We start from the raw sequence: 13,499 nt of genomic DNA, 5'->3' as shown, positions 1-13,499 counted from the left end.
TGGTGGGGTTGGGAGGGTCAGTCTTTGGCGTGCAGTTCGACGAATGCGGTCTTGTCCTCGTCGGACATCTCGTCGAAGCCTTCGAGTTCGCTTTCGCGGAAGTTCTTGGTGACTTCCTCGCCATCCTTGGTGATGACGTACCAACCGCTATCCTTCTTCTTCACGGCATAACCGGGTGCGGCGGAAGACGAAAGAACCTCGTACCGGCCTTTCCAGTCCAGGGGCTCTTTTGCCACTTCAATCTCAGTCCCGATTGGGATTTCACCACTCGGATTTTCGTCCGATGGCTTGCCGTACAGGCCAGACGTGGTTGCGCCCTTATAAGGCGCGATGATTTTGATACGCATGGGTTTTCTCCTGCGAGAGGGTGAGGCCCCGCCATTAAGGCGAGGCGGTCAATCAGGTGCTGACGCTGTAGAAGACGCCGGAGCGGCCGTTGATGTCGGCCCTGATCTCGATGCCCATCGCGTTCATGACCAGGAACTGATAGTTCGCCGTTGGCATCTGGCGCGGCATAGCAGTCGTATTGGTGGCCATACCGATCAGCGGGCGGATGTATTCAGCCGATGGGACGAAACCGAAGAACTGGTTGCCCGACAATTCGAAGGAGACTTCGATCTTGTTGATGCGGCGGTTCTTCAGGATCTGCTCAAGGCGGGTGCCGAGAGTGGAGCCTGCCGACGGGTTGATCTGCTGATCGAGGTTTCGCATGATCTCCGGGGAGACATACAGGTTGACCTTCCCTACGACATAGTTGGCATCGAGCATGGCGCCGAACGGGCCATTGAAGAACGCATCGAGCTGAGCCCACGTTGCCGTGGTCAGGTCGATGTTGTTGCCCGATGGTCCGATGTTGATCGACTTAGAATAAGGCGAGGTCTTGATGCCGTAGCCGGTGTATCCCTGGAATACGATGGTGGCATCGCCGTTGAGAACATACAGCGCGTTGTCGCGGCGGATCTTGGCCGTAATGGCTTCCTGATCGTCGGACACAGCGTCGAAGTTCTCGGACTGCAGGCTGTTCCATTCCCGCCATTCACGGCCATAGCCGGACTGGAAGATCGGAACGGGCGTACCACGATAGTCGTAGGCGACCTTATCGAGACCGACCGGAACCTGCCCGGAAATCGACCGGGTAACCGCGCCGGCATCGCCGGATACGCGGTTCAGGTGGACGATCTTGCCGATGTTGACAGTCTTCGCCAGCGGCATCAGGTCGGCCATCCATACCTGACCTTCGTCAGCACGCATGACGCGGCGGGTGATGCCGTCCAGATCGAGCCAAGCATCGCGAGGCAGAACCGCCGAAGCGTTCATGACCTCGGAAAGCTGCCCCTCAACCCGGTGGAACCATTCGCGGTTGGCGGTAAGATCGCCCCACCACATTGCGTGCGCCGCGGAGTTCGCGACAAGCTCTTCGTCGAAATAGCGCATGTCGGTCGCTCCTTATGCGAAGGTGTAGCCGCGAGCCGCGCGAACGCTGACAAGCTGGTCTGCACCAGAGGTGTTGTTGTAGGTCTCGTTCGCGAACGCGACGACGAAGGTGCCGGTGGTTGCCGGGATCAGCTTGCCAGCCGCATTGAACGACAGGGGGGCATCCTGAGTGATGCTGGTGCCTGTCGGCACGCGGCCGCGGAACAGCATCTCATCGAGCAGTTCCATGCCGATGATGCGATCGCCGGCCGGCCATGCCGTATCCACGTCCTTCAAGGCCAGGTAGTCGTCCTGCACGATGAAGAGACGTCCCTTGGAGGCAGCAACGGCAGGCACGAACTTGCCGGCTGTGCGGACGACGCCGGTACCGGGAAGCACTGCGGTATCGCAGATCGCTTCATGCACCTGAGGCATGGTCTCTTGGACGGGACCGCCATAGATCTTGTTGTAGCGAGCCATCTTACTTGTCTCCCTTCGGAAGCTTGAAGCCGTCCTTGTCTTCGCTGCCACCCTTGAAAGCGGAGTTCAACGCGGCGGCTGTCTTCTTCTCGGTCTGCGGGGCGAGAGCGCGCAGCGTGGCAAGCGGAGTTGCCTTGGCCGTGGCTTCGTCGAGCACCTTGGCGTTGACGATCTTCGTCACCAGCTCGGCATGCTCGGCGTCGTCCTTGGCCTTCTGGTTGGCGACCATGGCTGCGTGCGCGTCAGTGAGCGGCTTGATTTCGGTCTTGACCGCGTTTGCGACGGCTTCGGCAACCGTTTTGCCGATACCTTCCGAGAGGGTTTTGACCTCAGCGGAAAGCGTATCGAACTGTTCCTTTGTAACAGTCGTCATATCGTCTTCCTTTGTGTTGGTTGAGGGTTCCCGCCCGGAGCCGATGGCGTCCATGATTGCGGATTTCACTTTCTCCCAGACGCTGACGTTCTGTCGGCGCATGAGAGCTTCGACGAGGCGCGTGCCGGCCCAATCGATCTCCTGGTCAGCGGAATCCGTCAGTGCGGAATTGATGACCTCGATTTCTTCAGTCTCGCCCTTGGCGTTCACCAGCATGCCGACTCCCTGATCAGGAGTAGCCGCGCCATCCTCGTTCAGCAGGATGCAGTCGTGGTCGAAGACCATGTTACGGGCGATCTTCTTGTGGTCGGCGCCGTTGACTGCTTCCATGGTGGCAAGCAGGCCAGTGGAGGTGTGGATCGGGCCACCTGCCTCGATTGCTGCGAGCACTGCCTTGCCGCCTTCAGAACGGTTGGCAACCTCCACGTCGATCACCTTGTCCAGCAGGACACGGCCACCCTCACGGCGTACATTTTCGTTCCACGCCCCGATGTAACCGATGTTCAGGCCTTCCGGGTCTCTGGCAGACACGAACTTGCCATTGACGAGAGGGTGGCCAAGCGGCGCCGGGGTCCGATTGAGAGACATGAAGCTCTTCTCGATCTCATCGGCAGGATACTTGATCCCGTTCATGACGATATTGTCGGGAAGGGTCACCGATGGGACGATGACCAGATCACGCCCGTTCCGCTTTTCCTTGCGGACAGCCTTCACGTTCGCCAGTGTCCTGACGTTCACACGCACCTGAGTCATTGGGCGATCTCCATGTATGCTCGCATGGCGTCTGCATCGCCCCAACCGTCTGGGAACTGAGCGTAAAGGCGAGGCCGATCGTCCCCATCATCACGTGGGATGCCATTCACCTGCTCGAGTTCTCGATCGTTTAGGCTGATGACCACAGGTTCTCGTTCGGCGTCGATCCACTCGCCGCGTACCTTGATTTTCATGTGGGGTTATTCCTCTTCGGTCGGCGGCGTTTCGCTCAACAAAAAAGCGACCCGCGAGGGCCGCTCTTCTGCTGTAGAAATGGATGGCTCATTTGAGCCAAGCCCACGTTGAGCCTTTCGCTATCGCGCTAACCCTGCGCCTATCTACGCCGGTTATCGCCTGTATCTCTGCGGGTTTCATCGTTTTGGACATTCGCTTGATGTCCAGCACCTGCGCCTCGGTCAGATACGAGTGCCCGCTCGCTTCGCCTCGGTTGCTTGTTCCGTGATCAATCCTGTCCATCTGGTTCTCAGATGCGGTTGCCCATCTCAGGTGTTTCGGACTAACGCAACCCTCTTCGCCTTTGCCGCAGGAATGGGCTGCATGATGATCTTCCGAAGGCGGAGATCCGTGAGCAGCCGCACAAACGACCCTATGGGCCATCTGATTCCGTCCGCCGATGTGGACCTGACCATATCCTCTCGGGGTCCGCCCGAACGGCCATGCCAAGCAATCATCGCCAGAGTGAGAAAGCGCTACATTCTCTATCCAGTTCGAGGCAGACCCGACCGCTGTTCTTCCCGCCAGCGGATCGCCATGCTTTCTCCATCTGAAATAGTGCGCGCCGCACCACCCGTTGGCTCCCTTGGCGGTCCAGTGAGCGTTTCGGTTGCATCCATCGACAGAACATGGTTTGAAGTTTGTAGCCATCTGACACCTCATCCGTGTTGGCTTGGTTAGAGCCGGGGCGGGACGGCAATCCTTTCTCGGCTCGCCTTAATCTGGCATAGATTTAGGTGTTTTGCCACCTCCGATAGTGGCCTCTGATTCTTCCTCGGACAGTTCATCCCTATATTTTTCCGCATCGCTCAGCGGCTCATAGCCAACCGCACCGCGGATCTCGTCGTCGGTGAAGACGTAGGTCGAGTTGCCCATCTTCTGATTGACGCCGGCCATCTTGTCGGCGCGGTCAACCTTCTCCGACATCGATGCTTCCGTCAGATCGGCCCAATCGAGATGCCAGTCCTTTTCGGGCAGGATACCGACGCGCTCCAACCGCTTCACGAGATCCATCACGCTCGGTATGGTCTGATTGGCGCGGCGCGACATGTTCGTCTGCGCCCACTCGTCAGCGTCTTCTTGGCTGGCGCGCTCTCCGGTCTGCATGCCGACGAGGATCTTCACCGGCATGTTGATCGAGGCAGCAAAATCCTGCAGGGCGATAGAATAGAAATGCTCCGGCGATGGCAGGTTGACCGCCAATGGCTTAGCCGTGATGCCCATGAGCATGAGAAGCTGATCGAAGCCGGCGTTATAATCCGCCACCTGATCGTTCATCTTGTCGGCCAATTCTTCGACCTTCACCCCCATGGCCTTAGCCATCTGGTCAGGCTTGGCATCCTTATCCATCTCAAGGACAGGTGCAGCCTTGGCGTTCTTCCAGAAGCCCTCTCCCCCAGCGCCCCTCACCTTTTCCATATCCACGAGTGAGTTGTAGCCAGGCTCAAGAGCCGATGACCCGTTGACCGAGCCATCCTTTGACCAGATTAGCACCCGATCTGGGTGGATGGTGATGTTGCGCGGGTTCTGCTTCGTCTTGTCTGCCGCAGCTTCCTGAAACTGGAACATCTTCGGCAGGCCGTAAGTTTCGGACCGCTCGTCATTGTCCCACTCCGATACGGTGAGCTGGCCTTGCCATGCCGGTATGATCTCGACCAGGCCATCAAGACCGGAACTCACCTTCCCAACCGGCTGGTTGAACTGCAGTCCGTCGGCAAACCGCAGAATGACGCCCGCATAGGCCCCGACCATCGACATGCGGTCTGCTTCGGCAAGGCGAGCCCAGAGACGCAGATCATCGAAGCGTTGGCGGATCTCGCCCTCAAGTTTCGTTTCCTTGGCGGTTCCTTTCTGCGAGCCGTCGCGCTCCTGCTCCAGCAGGAATGGATTGTCCTGCCATGTCTTGCGCACCGTCTTGTCCACGCCAGCAGCCGCTATGCCGTTGCGGGTGTACATGCGGTAGAGCTTGTCGAAGCTCAACGCCTCCGGGTAGCCGAAGTCTTTATAGTGGTCATGCTTCGGCGATGAGCCGGGGAAGAAGCCGGGGAACATCGCGCCGAGGCTGCGCTGCGCATAGTTGGCGAGCCGAACGACATTGTTCATCGGGTCTTCCCATTCATTAGCGATGCTTCTTGCGAAGGAACATGGCGACGGACGGGCCAGCCTCGATATTCACGTTGTCGGCGGCAATCACAGCGTCAGCCAGATTGTGAGACTTCACGCCCAAGTCCTTCTTGAGCTTGAGCTTTGGCACGACGCGCTTCTTGCCCTCAGTCTCAACCCACCATGGAACGCAAAGCTCGGTGAAGAGCGCATCCAACTTGTCCTTGCCGATCGAGGACGAGAACGAGAGGACATCCTCGGGCCTGATTGGCTGGCCTCTGGTCACGGCATTGAACGTCAGCATGGCGCGGCGTGCCGTGTTGGCCCATGCCTGCGCCTTCAGGTTCAGATATTCATTCTTGTTGAGCGGGCTGTTGTTGTTCATCGTGTCGCTAGGTTCATCCGGGTCCATGACACTGCCCCCGGCATGGAAAGCGAAATGCTCAACGCTGGCCTTATGCTCGTCGTTCTGTTCATCGATATAGCCACCGACAAAGGCGCCGACGCCGATCGTGTCGTATGAGACAGTCGCGCCTGCATTCTTGGCCTTGGCCCACACCCGCTTGGCGTTCTGGACAAGCTGATCCTTGCCGGATGACCAGTCTTCGGCATCTGTGAAGACGCCCTCAATCTTGTCGGCCGTCGCGCTCTTGTCCTCGCCATCGTCGGCAGGGTCGAAGCCGATGATGTTTCGGCCGGTCAGTTCGATCTTGAGAACCTTGTGGGCATCGACACAGGCATCGAGCCACCGGCGCTTGAAGATCGATAGCTCGCTGTCTCCGAGAGGCACGCCGCCATAGATGTGTTCGAACATCTCCGGGTCGCGGGCCTGCATAGCTGCTATATCGCGCTTGGCCTTCTCGGAAAGGAACGGGTTCTCCGTATAATTTATCTGGTGCACGATGCAGTGCGGCGGCGTGTTGACGACGAAGTCTTTCCAGACGTAGTCGGTGACCATCTTCGGGTTGAAGAGGAGAATGGCCAGGCTGTCTTCCTTGCGGATCGTGGGGCCGATGACCACCCATTGATCTTCGGTCAGCTTCTCCGCTTCCTCGACCCAGAGGATATCGACATCCGACGTTCCCTTGATATCCTCAAGGTTTCGCTCAATGCCGTAGAATATGAACTCCGATCCGGTCGCCCGGTGGATGATCGTGGTCTTCTGGACTTCGTAGGCGTCTGTCAGACCGAGATGAGCAATCGCCCATTTCAGTTCGGTGTAGACCGACTCCTGAATTCGGTTCTGGAAGCGACGGATGCAGAGGACCCGCATCCTGACGCCGACGTGGTCGACCAGCCGCACCAACTGGCAGGCGGTGTCTCTCGTCTTCGAACTCGACCGGCCGCCGTGCAGGACAGCGATGTCATTCTCACCGAAGAAGACGCCTTCCCAAAAGTCATAGAGCGCGGGGTTGGTAAGCGGTGTTGAGGCGTTCAGCTCTTCTTTTCGCTGCGCAGAACCTCTCGCCATGTCCTCGGATCCGTTGGGCTCATGCTGCCGTCGCTCGATTTATGGTCCAATGCCTGAGGTGGCTTGCCGTAGGCTCGGTCAAGGATAGCGTTAGCGGCGGAAACCCTCGCGCCTTCGCTCTCTCCCGTCTGGGCGATCTCGACCAAAACATTCAGCGCCGCTTCAGCGTGATCCTTCGCCATCTCAGCCAGATCCATTTTCGCCTGGCTGACAGCACCAGTCTTCCGGCCGGCGCCTTCACGCTTGCCGCCGTGGGCCATCTTGATTTCCTTGATTGTTATTCAAGTTCCAGCTTAGCGGAACCGAACGCCATATTTGTTGATGGTGACCTCAGTCACCTGCCCATGGAGGGCAATGTGGGCTATCTCGGCCCTCACCTTAACGGCGAGATCGACTTCAAACAGCGACCTTGGCTTTTCTCTCATCCATTCATCGTGCGGCTTGAGCCTAGACAGGTCGATCTGCGCCTCGACCTTAGAGCGGTCTATGGCTGTCAACGTGCCGGGCTGGATATTCGTCAGCTTACGGAAACCATAGAAACGAATTCGTCGGCAACATGCTGGTTGGCGCGGTTTCCACACCCCTTACCGACATAGAACGTGACGCCGTCCCTTGGGTCTGAAAGCTCGTAGACGTAGAAGCGATTTTCCATATCCGTTTCTACCAAAACGCGAGACAAACCGCCAATCCTATTGCCCCATCGCCATCATGGCAAGGCCAGCGCAGAGGAGACTTCGAAGCTTGCGCATGCTCTTTCCTTTCTGCTGGGTTGAATCAATAAACCCGCCGGCAGGAGACATCCTGACGACGGGGTGGGTGGTGGAACTGGCAGCAGGAATTGAACCCGCGACATCCTAATTACAAAGACGGCGCTCTACCATCTGAGCTATGCCAGCGAAACTTCGAGGCTGGGGCTTCCCCACTCCGTGCCGTAGACCGGTTAGTTGACCCGTTCCGCGCCTCGCTATCAGGCTTGTGGCCTCCTGTTGGAGCGCCGTTGCCTGCCGGCTGTCGTGTCCCTTACGCCCGGATTGCCGGAGACGGTACGAAGGTTAGCCTGGGTGGGTACAGGCGCTGGGAACTGATGCCGGATCCTACTGAGGCCTTAACCGGCGGGCCACTCTCATTTCTTTCTCGAGGCAGAGAGCTTGACCGCCCGGAGACTACCTCAGTGATGGCGCTGATCAGGCGCCCTATCCCCTACGGGATTTGATACGGGGACGAGTTGCCCACCATAGCGCTCTAGAAACGCCGTGAAGGCTGGCCTCGCTGCTGCTTGGCGCTCTTGGCCACCATAAGCTAACGCCACCCGCAGGTAGCGTGCCGGGATCGAACCGGCGTATTCCAAGCCCCGATTGGACGCCGGGGAAGCTCTTTCGAGCCTCGCGCACAAACGTGCTCCCGAACGATTTGGATTTTTCCGGGTACTAACCACGCCAGTCTAGCATGGCCAAAAGGTGACTAGCCTTTCCAGTTCCCCGATGAATGACCCGCCGGGGTGCGCTTCCATGGAGAGGCGTGGCGGGTTCTGTTTCCGTTGAGGCCTTGCCTCGAATTGTCGCGCTTGTGTCCTTCGTGGAAGCGACGTGCGCGCCGACTTCTTTGGTCACGCTCTGCTGAAAGCCGGAAGCAGCAGGCTTCGCGCCGGGCTTGGGTGTCCCGGATCGCGGGAATCAAAAAGGCGACCTAAGCCGCCTGATTTTGGTGAACGTGCAAATCACCTGATCTTATAGGCGAATAGGCCACATATTGCCACGTTTGCCAACCATTTTGTTATGCATCATGCCACTTTTCTAGGATTATTCACTGCTATCCAAGCATCAGTGATGACATCCTCGAACCGGCGGCGGGCGGTTTCATCGCTTCGGCCTATCCGTTTGCCGATGAGGCCGAACGAAATATCGAAGGATCGCCACCACACGATCTGCCATGCCGACTTATCGAGATGCCTGATCCAGGACAGAGCCGTGAGGCAGTCAGATACATCAGCCGGCGTCGGATGGAAGCGCGGTCCATAGTCGTTGTCGGGGTCGTAGGCGTCCATGTATTCCCGCACATAGTCGGGGGATGACGACTTCTGCACAAAGAACCGTTTCTCCCGATCCGGCAGCGCGCGCAGCGTCTTCAGCGCCCGCATGAGCCTTTCGGTAACATCAGTGCGGGAGACACGCTCACCCTTCGTGATCCGCGGCGCTGGCCTGCGCGGCGGCTGCGGATTGAGCCTGTGCTTCGCCGTCACTCGAATGGTCGCGTCGTCTTCCGGCAAGACCATGCACCCCGGCGGCGGTAGGCCCTTCGGTTTCTTCGCTCGTTTCTGTCTGATCTTCGCCATTCTCTTTCCCTCGTATTCGAGCCGCCTGCTCGGTTATGCCTGTGGTTCTGGTAGCGACCAGGTGTAGCCCTGCCCGCCGTGGGGATATTTGCTCCTGACGAAGTGGCCCTCGTCGGCAAGCTCTTGCATCCAAGTTTTCAGGGTGTCCGAGGAAAGCCTCATGTTGTAGTATTCGATGAGGCGCTGGCGCAGGTAGTAGGCCTCGCCCCAGAAACTGTTATCCGTGATGAGCTTGGTTGCCGCGACCCGAAGCTGTTCTTTCCGTTCTTCCCTCGTCATCGCGCCGCCTCCATCCGCTCGACCTCGACGACACGGCCGCCACCGAGGAACAGGCGTTCAGCCTTTGCGCGTGCCGCTGTTGATCCCGTCTCCACCTCACCTCCGACGATCGGGAAATTGAGGTATTGCAACAGGTTCTTGTTGACGGCCCGAAGCGCATCGATCTCGGTATCGAACACGACCGGAGCCCCGCCCTCCCCCATGATCGGCTTGGGGTGGCTGTCCTTGGCGAAGCGAACCATGGCCCACCATCCACGGCGGAGTTGATGTGCGTATCCGGCGTAGCGGTTCATGCTGCACCGCCTTTCGGAGCAACAGGAAGAGGCTGCCAGTGGGTCGGCTGATTTTCCCGGTCATAGGTCTTTCCGAAGAGAAACCCCCTTTCGGTGACCCAATACGGCCGAGGCCGGCGGGAGAATTTGTCATTTTCCCAACGCCCCCTGCTGACCCCGTAAGCCGCATGAAGCAGCACGTATTCCCCAGATTTCGGCGCCGTCTCGATCGGCTGCCAATTGTCGCGCTGGCGCTCGGCAAGGATGGCGCGGGCGCTGTAAAGCTCATCCAGAACTCGCTCAACCTCATCGGCGAAGTCTGGAAACCGTGCTATGTCAGGATCTCGCAAAGCCGTGCGGATCACGTCGAGATCAAAACGTGGCGTTTCTTCCGGTATCGTGTCTTGAGCGGTCATGCTGATGCCCTCATCGCTTCGATCTTGCTGACAGAGTGAAGAATCGTCGAATGGTCGCGCCCTCCAAACCAACGCCCGATGGCAGGCGTTGAAAGGTCGGGGCGCTGCTTCCTGACTTGGTAGACAGCTTCCATGCGAGCGCGGCACACCTCGCGTAACCGGCTTGGGCCTTTGAGCATGCCAACACTGACGCCGGGGAAATGCTCAAGAACCTCGCCAACGATCTGCGCCACCGATTTCGTCTGGATCCTCACCAGTTCGATTTCGCCAGATTTCAGCATTTCGAGAATGCGGCGGGATTCGATGACATGCGCGTCGAAGCGGGTTTCCTGCCGCTTCCACTCTGGCCGGAAGATCGGTAGGAGCGGCGCCCGCTTCTCTGACACGACGGGCGCCGGCAGGGCGAGGATCGGCCGCGTCTTCGGCTTCATCAGCCTGGCGTGGATGGCTGCTGCCTGTGCAAGCATCTCCGCGGCGCTGGTGTATTCTTTGGCTGTGACGATCATTTGATCCTCCTGGATATGGCTTGGGGGATTTTCGATACATGCTCGGGGCGAGGACGCTTGAGCGCGTCGAGTCGTGCCTGCATTCCCTCATCGATTGTCGTGTGGGGATTGGAACCGAGTACCTTCGGTGCGCCCTTGAGGGCTTCGTCGATCATGGCGCGGATGCGCTTGCGCTGATTGGGGTCTTGCCGTTCAAGGGCTATGATCTGCCGACGGCGCTCGTCTTCGGCACGGCTGAACAACTGCTTGGCTTCCCGGCGGATGATCACTCTCTCGCCAGCGAATGGGGCGACGATCAATCTGGCGTGGCGGGCGAACTCGGCGCATGTCGGCATGAACTGGCCGCTATGCCCTTCGACACGACCGCCGAGGTAATCGTTCACCGCTTCGGATATGGCCCACGCGGGGATATCAGCGCAGGCGAGCTTGAATTCTTCGGCAAAGGTGGCGACAATCGTATCCGGCTGGGGACGAAGCTGCCCACGAAGACGAACTGCAGCATCTCGAATGTCCGAGACTTGGCATGGAAGCAGCATTCGATCGATCTCAGCAACGCGCGCTTTGATCTGTCGAGCCCTAAGGCGGAACTGCTCTGGAAGCTGGTCGAAGATATCCTGGGGGATGAGTTCAGACATCGCCGAATGCCCCCATCAGTTCAGAAACATCGGATTTTTTTCGCGCGCCAGCGCTAGAAGAAAAACCACTTTTCGGTTTTTCTTCCTTCCTCTTCCCTCCTCCCTCCTTCCTCTGCGGAGACTTTTCCCCATCAATAGGTAAGTCGTGGGGGAGTGATGGGGAATTAGCCCCCACATAAGCATTGATTCCGTCGCCTTTCGGCCACTTCACCTTCGGCAACTTCGGTCTTTGCCACTGTTTAAAGTTCCGAATTGCGCCATAAGGCTTGCCTGACGCCTCGAACTTTCGGATAAAGTTGAGGCTGATGAGGACATCAAGGAGAATATTGATGTCCACAAGTGGTGCCGGAAGGGTCTTCGCCTTGATGGTCAGCGGCTTCCATTCGAACACGCCATCATCATCAGCCTCCATCCAGAGGCCTAACAGCAATGGAATAGCGACCGGGTGCTCGACGGTAAGCGTCATAAACGCCTCGTCGCTCATCAAGCCGGGGTGTATTGATCGTATGCGGCTCATGCCGTCCACTCCAATTGAATTGTTACCCTGCCGAGCTTCACCGGCTCACCGATCGGGGCGAGCTGCAGGTTCCACCGGCTGTCATTGATGCCGATCGCTTGGGCGATTCCGTCGAACGCTGCCTTCATTGAGGCGACCATGTTGTCGGTATCTCGGGCACGCCTGTCAGGCGGGGAAAAGGTGATGCGCGCCGTCAACGCCTCAGTCTCGATCTCACCCTTGCGGACCGACCGCGTTGCATAGAACGCATCACGCTTGGCGAGTTTCTTGATCTCGGCTACCCGGCGCCAATGGACGCGGGCATTTGGGGAAAGGCTCTTGGATGGCCAAGGCAAGGAGATTGTCAGCGTCTCGGTCATGCGAGCCCCGCTTTGATCTCGCGAAGGCCCGCCCTGATCTGGGCGTTGTGGCGCTTGCGGTTGGCGATGATCGTTTCCCGGTTTTCTTCCCGGTAGGCGCGCTCGTAGGATCGGCGTTCTGCCTCCTTCTTTGCGGCGGCATAATTTTCGTCCATTGCCTTGTTGATGAGGCGATCAACGGATGAGGGCTGGATGCCAAGCGCAGCGGCGATCAACTCGACGTCAGGCCCATGCAGTGCATAGAGGATGGAGAAGGTGGTCATGCTGCCACCTCGCGATAGGCTGCATAATCCTCGGGGCGCTCAAGCTTCTTCCGACATGGCGGGATCCAAACCAGCTTCGTGCCGGTGATGCCCTTCTGCCAGACCAGCCAGCAATAGGAGGTGGCAGTCGACCCGGTCGCAGTCAGACGGCCCTTGACCATCGGCACGCGCTCGGAGAACTGAGCGACGATCGAGGGCGGGTTCTTGCTGAAAAGGTTCTCATAGCGGCCCACGCCCTCAAGGAACGAGGTTCGCACGATCATGGCCACGCCGACGGTGGCGATATCCAGCGCGCGAGCGATGAACTGCTCTGCCAGGCGGAACGGCGGGTTGGTGATGACCCAATCCACGAAGAGACCGTCGTCCCACGGAATCAATCCAGGGATGAGGAAATCACCTTGGACACCATAGCCGTAAGCGAAGATATCGCTGGCCAGAACCTCGTTGAAGCTTTCCGACAGAGGTAGCGCCATGTGGCCGCGATTGCAGGCAGGCTCCCATACCGTCTGTTGGAACAGGTAATGGTCGTTGATGACGTGCTTGCACAGCGCCCGCGTGGCCCATGGCTGGGTCGGGAAGTCGTCGAGGCTATCGTGCGGCTCACTGCGCTGCTGCATGACGGCGGAGGAAGTGTTTTGGCTCACGCCCCTGCCCTCCTCATCATCCGCTCAAGCGGGGAAAGATGTTTCGGCGGCACAGCCGCGTCCGACTTCACGAACCTGGAGAGATATTCTTTCTGCGCCTTCAGCCACATTTTATAGGGGAGCATCCTACGCTCACCCCATGGATATGCGGCACTGACCGCTGCCTTGCGTTCCTTGATAGGAAGGTCAGCCGGAAGGGTGGCGTCGAGCTTTCGGATGTGATCCTTTGCGGACTCGTACCAGCTGGTCATGCCGCGCTCTCCCTCTTGGCCAATGCCTTGAGATACGCGCCCTTGATCTCTTCGAACCGGGCGATGTCGTATTCCTTGGTTTCGATCAGATCGATTGAGCGAGGTTTCTTGCTGTGGCGGCCGTGGTCATCAAGCCAGGTCATGGCGGAAGCGATGCGGCGATCGAGCCATTGGATCATCTCTGCTGGGTCGGTCATC

The 13,499-nt window shown here is 58.6% G+C and carries 21 protein-coding genes and 1 tRNA gene; all 22 read right to left on the bottom strand.

Annotated features, from left to right (window positions below; genetic code table 11):
- Window positions 1-17: 17 nt before the first annotated feature.
- Window positions 18-347 carry a hypothetical protein gene (locus tag AC2GXZ_RS13515; protein ID WP_483759684.1) on the bottom strand — a complete coding sequence of 110 codons (330 nt, stop codon included), beginning with the start codon at window positions 345-347 and terminating at the stop codon, window positions 18-20.
- A gap of 52 nt (window positions 348-399) precedes the next feature.
- Entirely contained in the window at window positions 400-1,434 is a 1,035-nt protein-coding gene (locus AC2GXZ_RS13510; protein ID WP_483759683.1) for a major capsid protein, read from the bottom strand.
- Between the two features lie 12 nt (window positions 1,435-1,446).
- The gene (locus AC2GXZ_RS13505; RefSeq protein ID WP_483759682.1) at window positions 1,447-1,893 is read right to left on the bottom strand and encodes a hypothetical protein; all 447 of its coding nucleotides are present in this window, start codon (window positions 1,891-1,893) and stop codon (window positions 1,447-1,449) included.
- Between the two features lies 1 nt (window position 1,894).
- Window positions 1,895-3,019: a hypothetical protein gene (locus AC2GXZ_RS13500; RefSeq protein ID WP_483759681.1), complete on the bottom strand. Its 1,125-nt coding sequence runs from the start codon at window positions 3,017-3,019 to the stop codon at window positions 1,895-1,897.
- The gene (locus AC2GXZ_RS13495) at window positions 3,016-3,213 is read right to left on the bottom strand and encodes a hypothetical protein (RefSeq protein ID WP_483759680.1); all 198 of its coding nucleotides are present in this window, start codon (window positions 3,211-3,213) and stop codon (window positions 3,016-3,018) included. Before AC2GXZ_RS13495 ends, AC2GXZ_RS13500 begins: the two co-directional genes overlap by 4 nt.
- 88 nt (window positions 3,214-3,301) lie before the next feature.
- A complete protein-coding gene (locus AC2GXZ_RS13490) occupies window positions 3,302-3,637 on the bottom strand; it encodes an HNH endonuclease (RefSeq protein WP_483759679.1) in 336 nt (111 codons plus the stop codon).
- A 333-nt stretch (window positions 3,638-3,970) separates the two neighbouring features.
- The gene (locus AC2GXZ_RS13485) at window positions 3,971-5,356 is read right to left on the bottom strand and encodes an anti-CBASS protein Acb1 family protein (protein ID WP_483759678.1); all 1,386 of its coding nucleotides are present in this window, start codon (window positions 5,354-5,356) and stop codon (window positions 3,971-3,973) included.
- Between the two features lie 16 nt (window positions 5,357-5,372).
- The gene (locus AC2GXZ_RS13480) at window positions 5,373-6,827 is read right to left on the bottom strand and encodes a PBSX family phage terminase large subunit (protein WP_483759677.1); all 1,455 of its coding nucleotides are present in this window, start codon (window positions 6,825-6,827) and stop codon (window positions 5,373-5,375) included.
- Window positions 6,791-7,087 carry a DUF5681 domain-containing protein gene (locus AC2GXZ_RS13475; RefSeq protein WP_483759676.1) on the bottom strand — a complete coding sequence of 99 codons (297 nt, stop codon included), beginning with the start codon at window positions 7,085-7,087 and terminating at the stop codon, window positions 6,791-6,793. The genes AC2GXZ_RS13480 and AC2GXZ_RS13475 overlap by 37 nt, the downstream gene beginning before the upstream one ends.
- A gap of 560 nt (window positions 7,088-7,647) precedes the next feature.
- Window positions 7,648-7,723 (bottom strand) — tRNA-Thr (locus tag AC2GXZ_RS13470).
- Window positions 7,724-8,607: 884 nt separating this feature from the next.
- Window positions 8,608-9,159, bottom strand: a complete 552-nt coding sequence (locus AC2GXZ_RS13465; RefSeq protein ID WP_483759675.1) for a DUF6362 family protein — start codon at window positions 9,157-9,159, stop codon at window positions 8,608-8,610.
- Window positions 9,160-9,192: 33 nt separating this feature from the next.
- Window positions 9,193-9,438 (bottom strand): hypothetical protein, encoded by a 246-nt coding sequence (locus AC2GXZ_RS13460; protein WP_483759674.1) that lies wholly within the window; start codon window positions 9,436-9,438, stop codon window positions 9,193-9,195.
- The gene (locus AC2GXZ_RS13455) at window positions 9,435-9,680 is read right to left on the bottom strand and encodes a hypothetical protein (protein WP_483759673.1); all 246 of its coding nucleotides are present in this window, start codon (window positions 9,678-9,680) and stop codon (window positions 9,435-9,437) included. The genes AC2GXZ_RS13460 and AC2GXZ_RS13455 overlap by 4 nt, the downstream gene beginning before the upstream one ends.
- Before the next feature lie 47 nt (window positions 9,681-9,727).
- Complete coding sequence (locus tag AC2GXZ_RS13450) at window positions 9,728-10,126, bottom strand: hypothetical protein (protein WP_483759672.1); 399 nt, start codon at window positions 10,124-10,126, stop codon at window positions 9,728-9,730.
- Window positions 10,123-10,632: a helix-turn-helix domain-containing protein gene (locus tag AC2GXZ_RS13445; RefSeq protein WP_483759671.1), complete on the bottom strand. Its 510-nt coding sequence runs from the start codon at window positions 10,630-10,632 to the stop codon at window positions 10,123-10,125. The genes AC2GXZ_RS13450 and AC2GXZ_RS13445 overlap by 4 nt, the downstream gene beginning before the upstream one ends.
- Window positions 10,629-11,267 carry a hypothetical protein gene (locus tag AC2GXZ_RS13440; protein ID WP_483759670.1) on the bottom strand — a complete coding sequence of 213 codons (639 nt, stop codon included), beginning with the start codon at window positions 11,265-11,267 and terminating at the stop codon, window positions 10,629-10,631. Before AC2GXZ_RS13440 ends, AC2GXZ_RS13445 begins: the two co-directional genes overlap by 4 nt.
- Window positions 11,260-11,784, bottom strand: coding sequence for a hypothetical protein (locus AC2GXZ_RS13435; RefSeq protein ID WP_483759669.1), 525 nt, complete (start codon window positions 11,782-11,784; stop codon window positions 11,260-11,262). The genes AC2GXZ_RS13440 and AC2GXZ_RS13435 overlap by 8 nt, the downstream gene beginning before the upstream one ends.
- On the bottom strand, window positions 11,781-12,143 hold the full coding sequence (locus tag AC2GXZ_RS13430) for a RusA family crossover junction endodeoxyribonuclease (protein ID WP_483759668.1): 363 nt from the start codon (window positions 12,141-12,143) through the stop codon (window positions 11,781-11,783). The genes AC2GXZ_RS13435 and AC2GXZ_RS13430 overlap by 4 nt, the downstream gene beginning before the upstream one ends.
- Window positions 12,140-12,406: a hypothetical protein gene (locus AC2GXZ_RS13425; protein ID WP_483759667.1), complete on the bottom strand. Its 267-nt coding sequence runs from the start codon at window positions 12,404-12,406 to the stop codon at window positions 12,140-12,142. Before AC2GXZ_RS13425 ends, AC2GXZ_RS13430 begins: the two co-directional genes overlap by 4 nt.
- Window positions 12,403-13,050, bottom strand: a complete 648-nt coding sequence (locus tag AC2GXZ_RS13420; RefSeq protein WP_483759666.1) for a methyltransferase — start codon at window positions 13,048-13,050, stop codon at window positions 12,403-12,405. The genes AC2GXZ_RS13425 and AC2GXZ_RS13420 overlap by 4 nt, the downstream gene beginning before the upstream one ends.
- Window positions 13,047-13,301, bottom strand: a complete 255-nt coding sequence (locus AC2GXZ_RS13415; RefSeq protein WP_483759665.1) for a hypothetical protein — start codon at window positions 13,299-13,301, stop codon at window positions 13,047-13,049. Before AC2GXZ_RS13415 ends, AC2GXZ_RS13420 begins: the two co-directional genes overlap by 4 nt.
- Window positions 13,298-13,498, bottom strand: coding sequence for a hypothetical protein (locus AC2GXZ_RS13410; protein ID WP_483759664.1), 201 nt, complete (start codon window positions 13,496-13,498; stop codon window positions 13,298-13,300). The genes AC2GXZ_RS13415 and AC2GXZ_RS13410 overlap by 4 nt, the downstream gene beginning before the upstream one ends.
- Window position 13,499: the final 1 nt, after the last annotated feature.

Source organism: Aliirhizobium sp. YIM B11859 (genome assembly GCF_057163345.1).
This window is presented reverse-complemented; position numbering and strand designations above follow the sequence as displayed.

Excerpts from the sequence above, each read along its gene's own strand:
- AC2GXZ_RS13440 (WP_483759670.1), bottom strand. The coding sequence starts at position 11,267 with ATGTCTGAACTCATCCCCCAGGATATCTTCGACCAGCTTCCAGAGCAG.
- AC2GXZ_RS13485 (WP_483759678.1), bottom strand. The coding sequence starts at position 5,356 with ATGAACAATGTCGTTCGGCTCGCCAACTATGCGCAGCGCAGCCTCGGC.
- AC2GXZ_RS13505 (WP_483759682.1), bottom strand. The coding sequence starts at position 1,893 with ATGGCTCGCTACAACAAGATCTATGGCGGTCCCGTCCAAGAGACCATG.
- AC2GXZ_RS13435 (WP_483759669.1), bottom strand. The coding sequence starts at position 11,784 with ATGAGCCGCATACGATCAATACACCCCGGCTTGATGAGCGACGAGGCG.
- AC2GXZ_RS13410 (WP_483759664.1), bottom strand. The coding sequence starts at position 13,498 with ATGACCGACCCAGCAGAGATGATCCAATGGCTCGATCGCCGCATCGCT.
- AC2GXZ_RS13515 (WP_483759684.1), bottom strand. The coding sequence starts at position 347 with ATGCGTATCAAAATCATCGCGCCTTATAAGGGCGCAACCACGTCTGGC.
- AC2GXZ_RS13455 (WP_483759673.1), bottom strand. The coding sequence starts at position 9,680 with ATGGTTCGCTTCGCCAAGGACAGCCACCCCAAGCCGATCATGGGGGAG.
- AC2GXZ_RS13495 (WP_483759680.1), bottom strand. The coding sequence starts at position 3,213 with ATGAAAATCAAGGTACGCGGCGAGTGGATCGACGCCGAACGAGAACCT.
- AC2GXZ_RS13480 (WP_483759677.1), bottom strand. The coding sequence starts at position 6,827 with ATGGCGAGAGGTTCTGCGCAGCGAAAAGAAGAGCTGAACGCCTCAACA.
- AC2GXZ_RS13460 (WP_483759674.1), bottom strand. The coding sequence starts at position 9,438 with ATGACGAGGGAAGAACGGAAAGAACAGCTTCGGGTCGCGGCAACCAAG.
- AC2GXZ_RS13465 (WP_483759675.1), bottom strand. The coding sequence starts at position 9,159 with ATGGCGAAGATCAGACAGAAACGAGCGAAGAAACCGAAGGGCCTACCG.
- AC2GXZ_RS13500 (WP_483759681.1), bottom strand. The coding sequence starts at position 3,019 with ATGACTCAGGTGCGTGTGAACGTCAGGACACTGGCGAACGTGAAGGCT.
- AC2GXZ_RS13430 (WP_483759668.1), bottom strand. The coding sequence starts at position 12,143 with ATGACCGAGACGCTGACAATCTCCTTGCCTTGGCCATCCAAGAGCCTT.
- AC2GXZ_RS13415 (WP_483759665.1), bottom strand. The coding sequence starts at position 13,301 with ATGACCAGCTGGTACGAGTCCGCAAAGGATCACATCCGAAAGCTCGAC.
- AC2GXZ_RS13445 (WP_483759671.1), bottom strand. The coding sequence starts at position 10,632 with ATGATCGTCACAGCCAAAGAATACACCAGCGCCGCGGAGATGCTTGCA.
- AC2GXZ_RS13425 (WP_483759667.1), bottom strand. The coding sequence starts at position 12,406 with ATGACCACCTTCTCCATCCTCTATGCACTGCATGGGCCTGACGTCGAG.
- AC2GXZ_RS13510 (WP_483759683.1), bottom strand. The coding sequence starts at position 1,434 with ATGCGCTATTTCGACGAAGAGCTTGTCGCGAACTCCGCGGCGCACGCA.
- AC2GXZ_RS13475 (WP_483759676.1), bottom strand. The coding sequence starts at position 7,087 with ATGGCCCACGGCGGCAAGCGTGAAGGCGCCGGCCGGAAGACTGGTGCT.
- AC2GXZ_RS13490 (WP_483759679.1), bottom strand. The coding sequence starts at position 3,637 with ATGGCCCATAGGGTCGTTTGTGCGGCTGCTCACGGATCTCCGCCTTCG.
- AC2GXZ_RS13450 (WP_483759672.1), bottom strand. The coding sequence starts at position 10,126 with ATGACCGCTCAAGACACGATACCGGAAGAAACGCCACGTTTTGATCTC.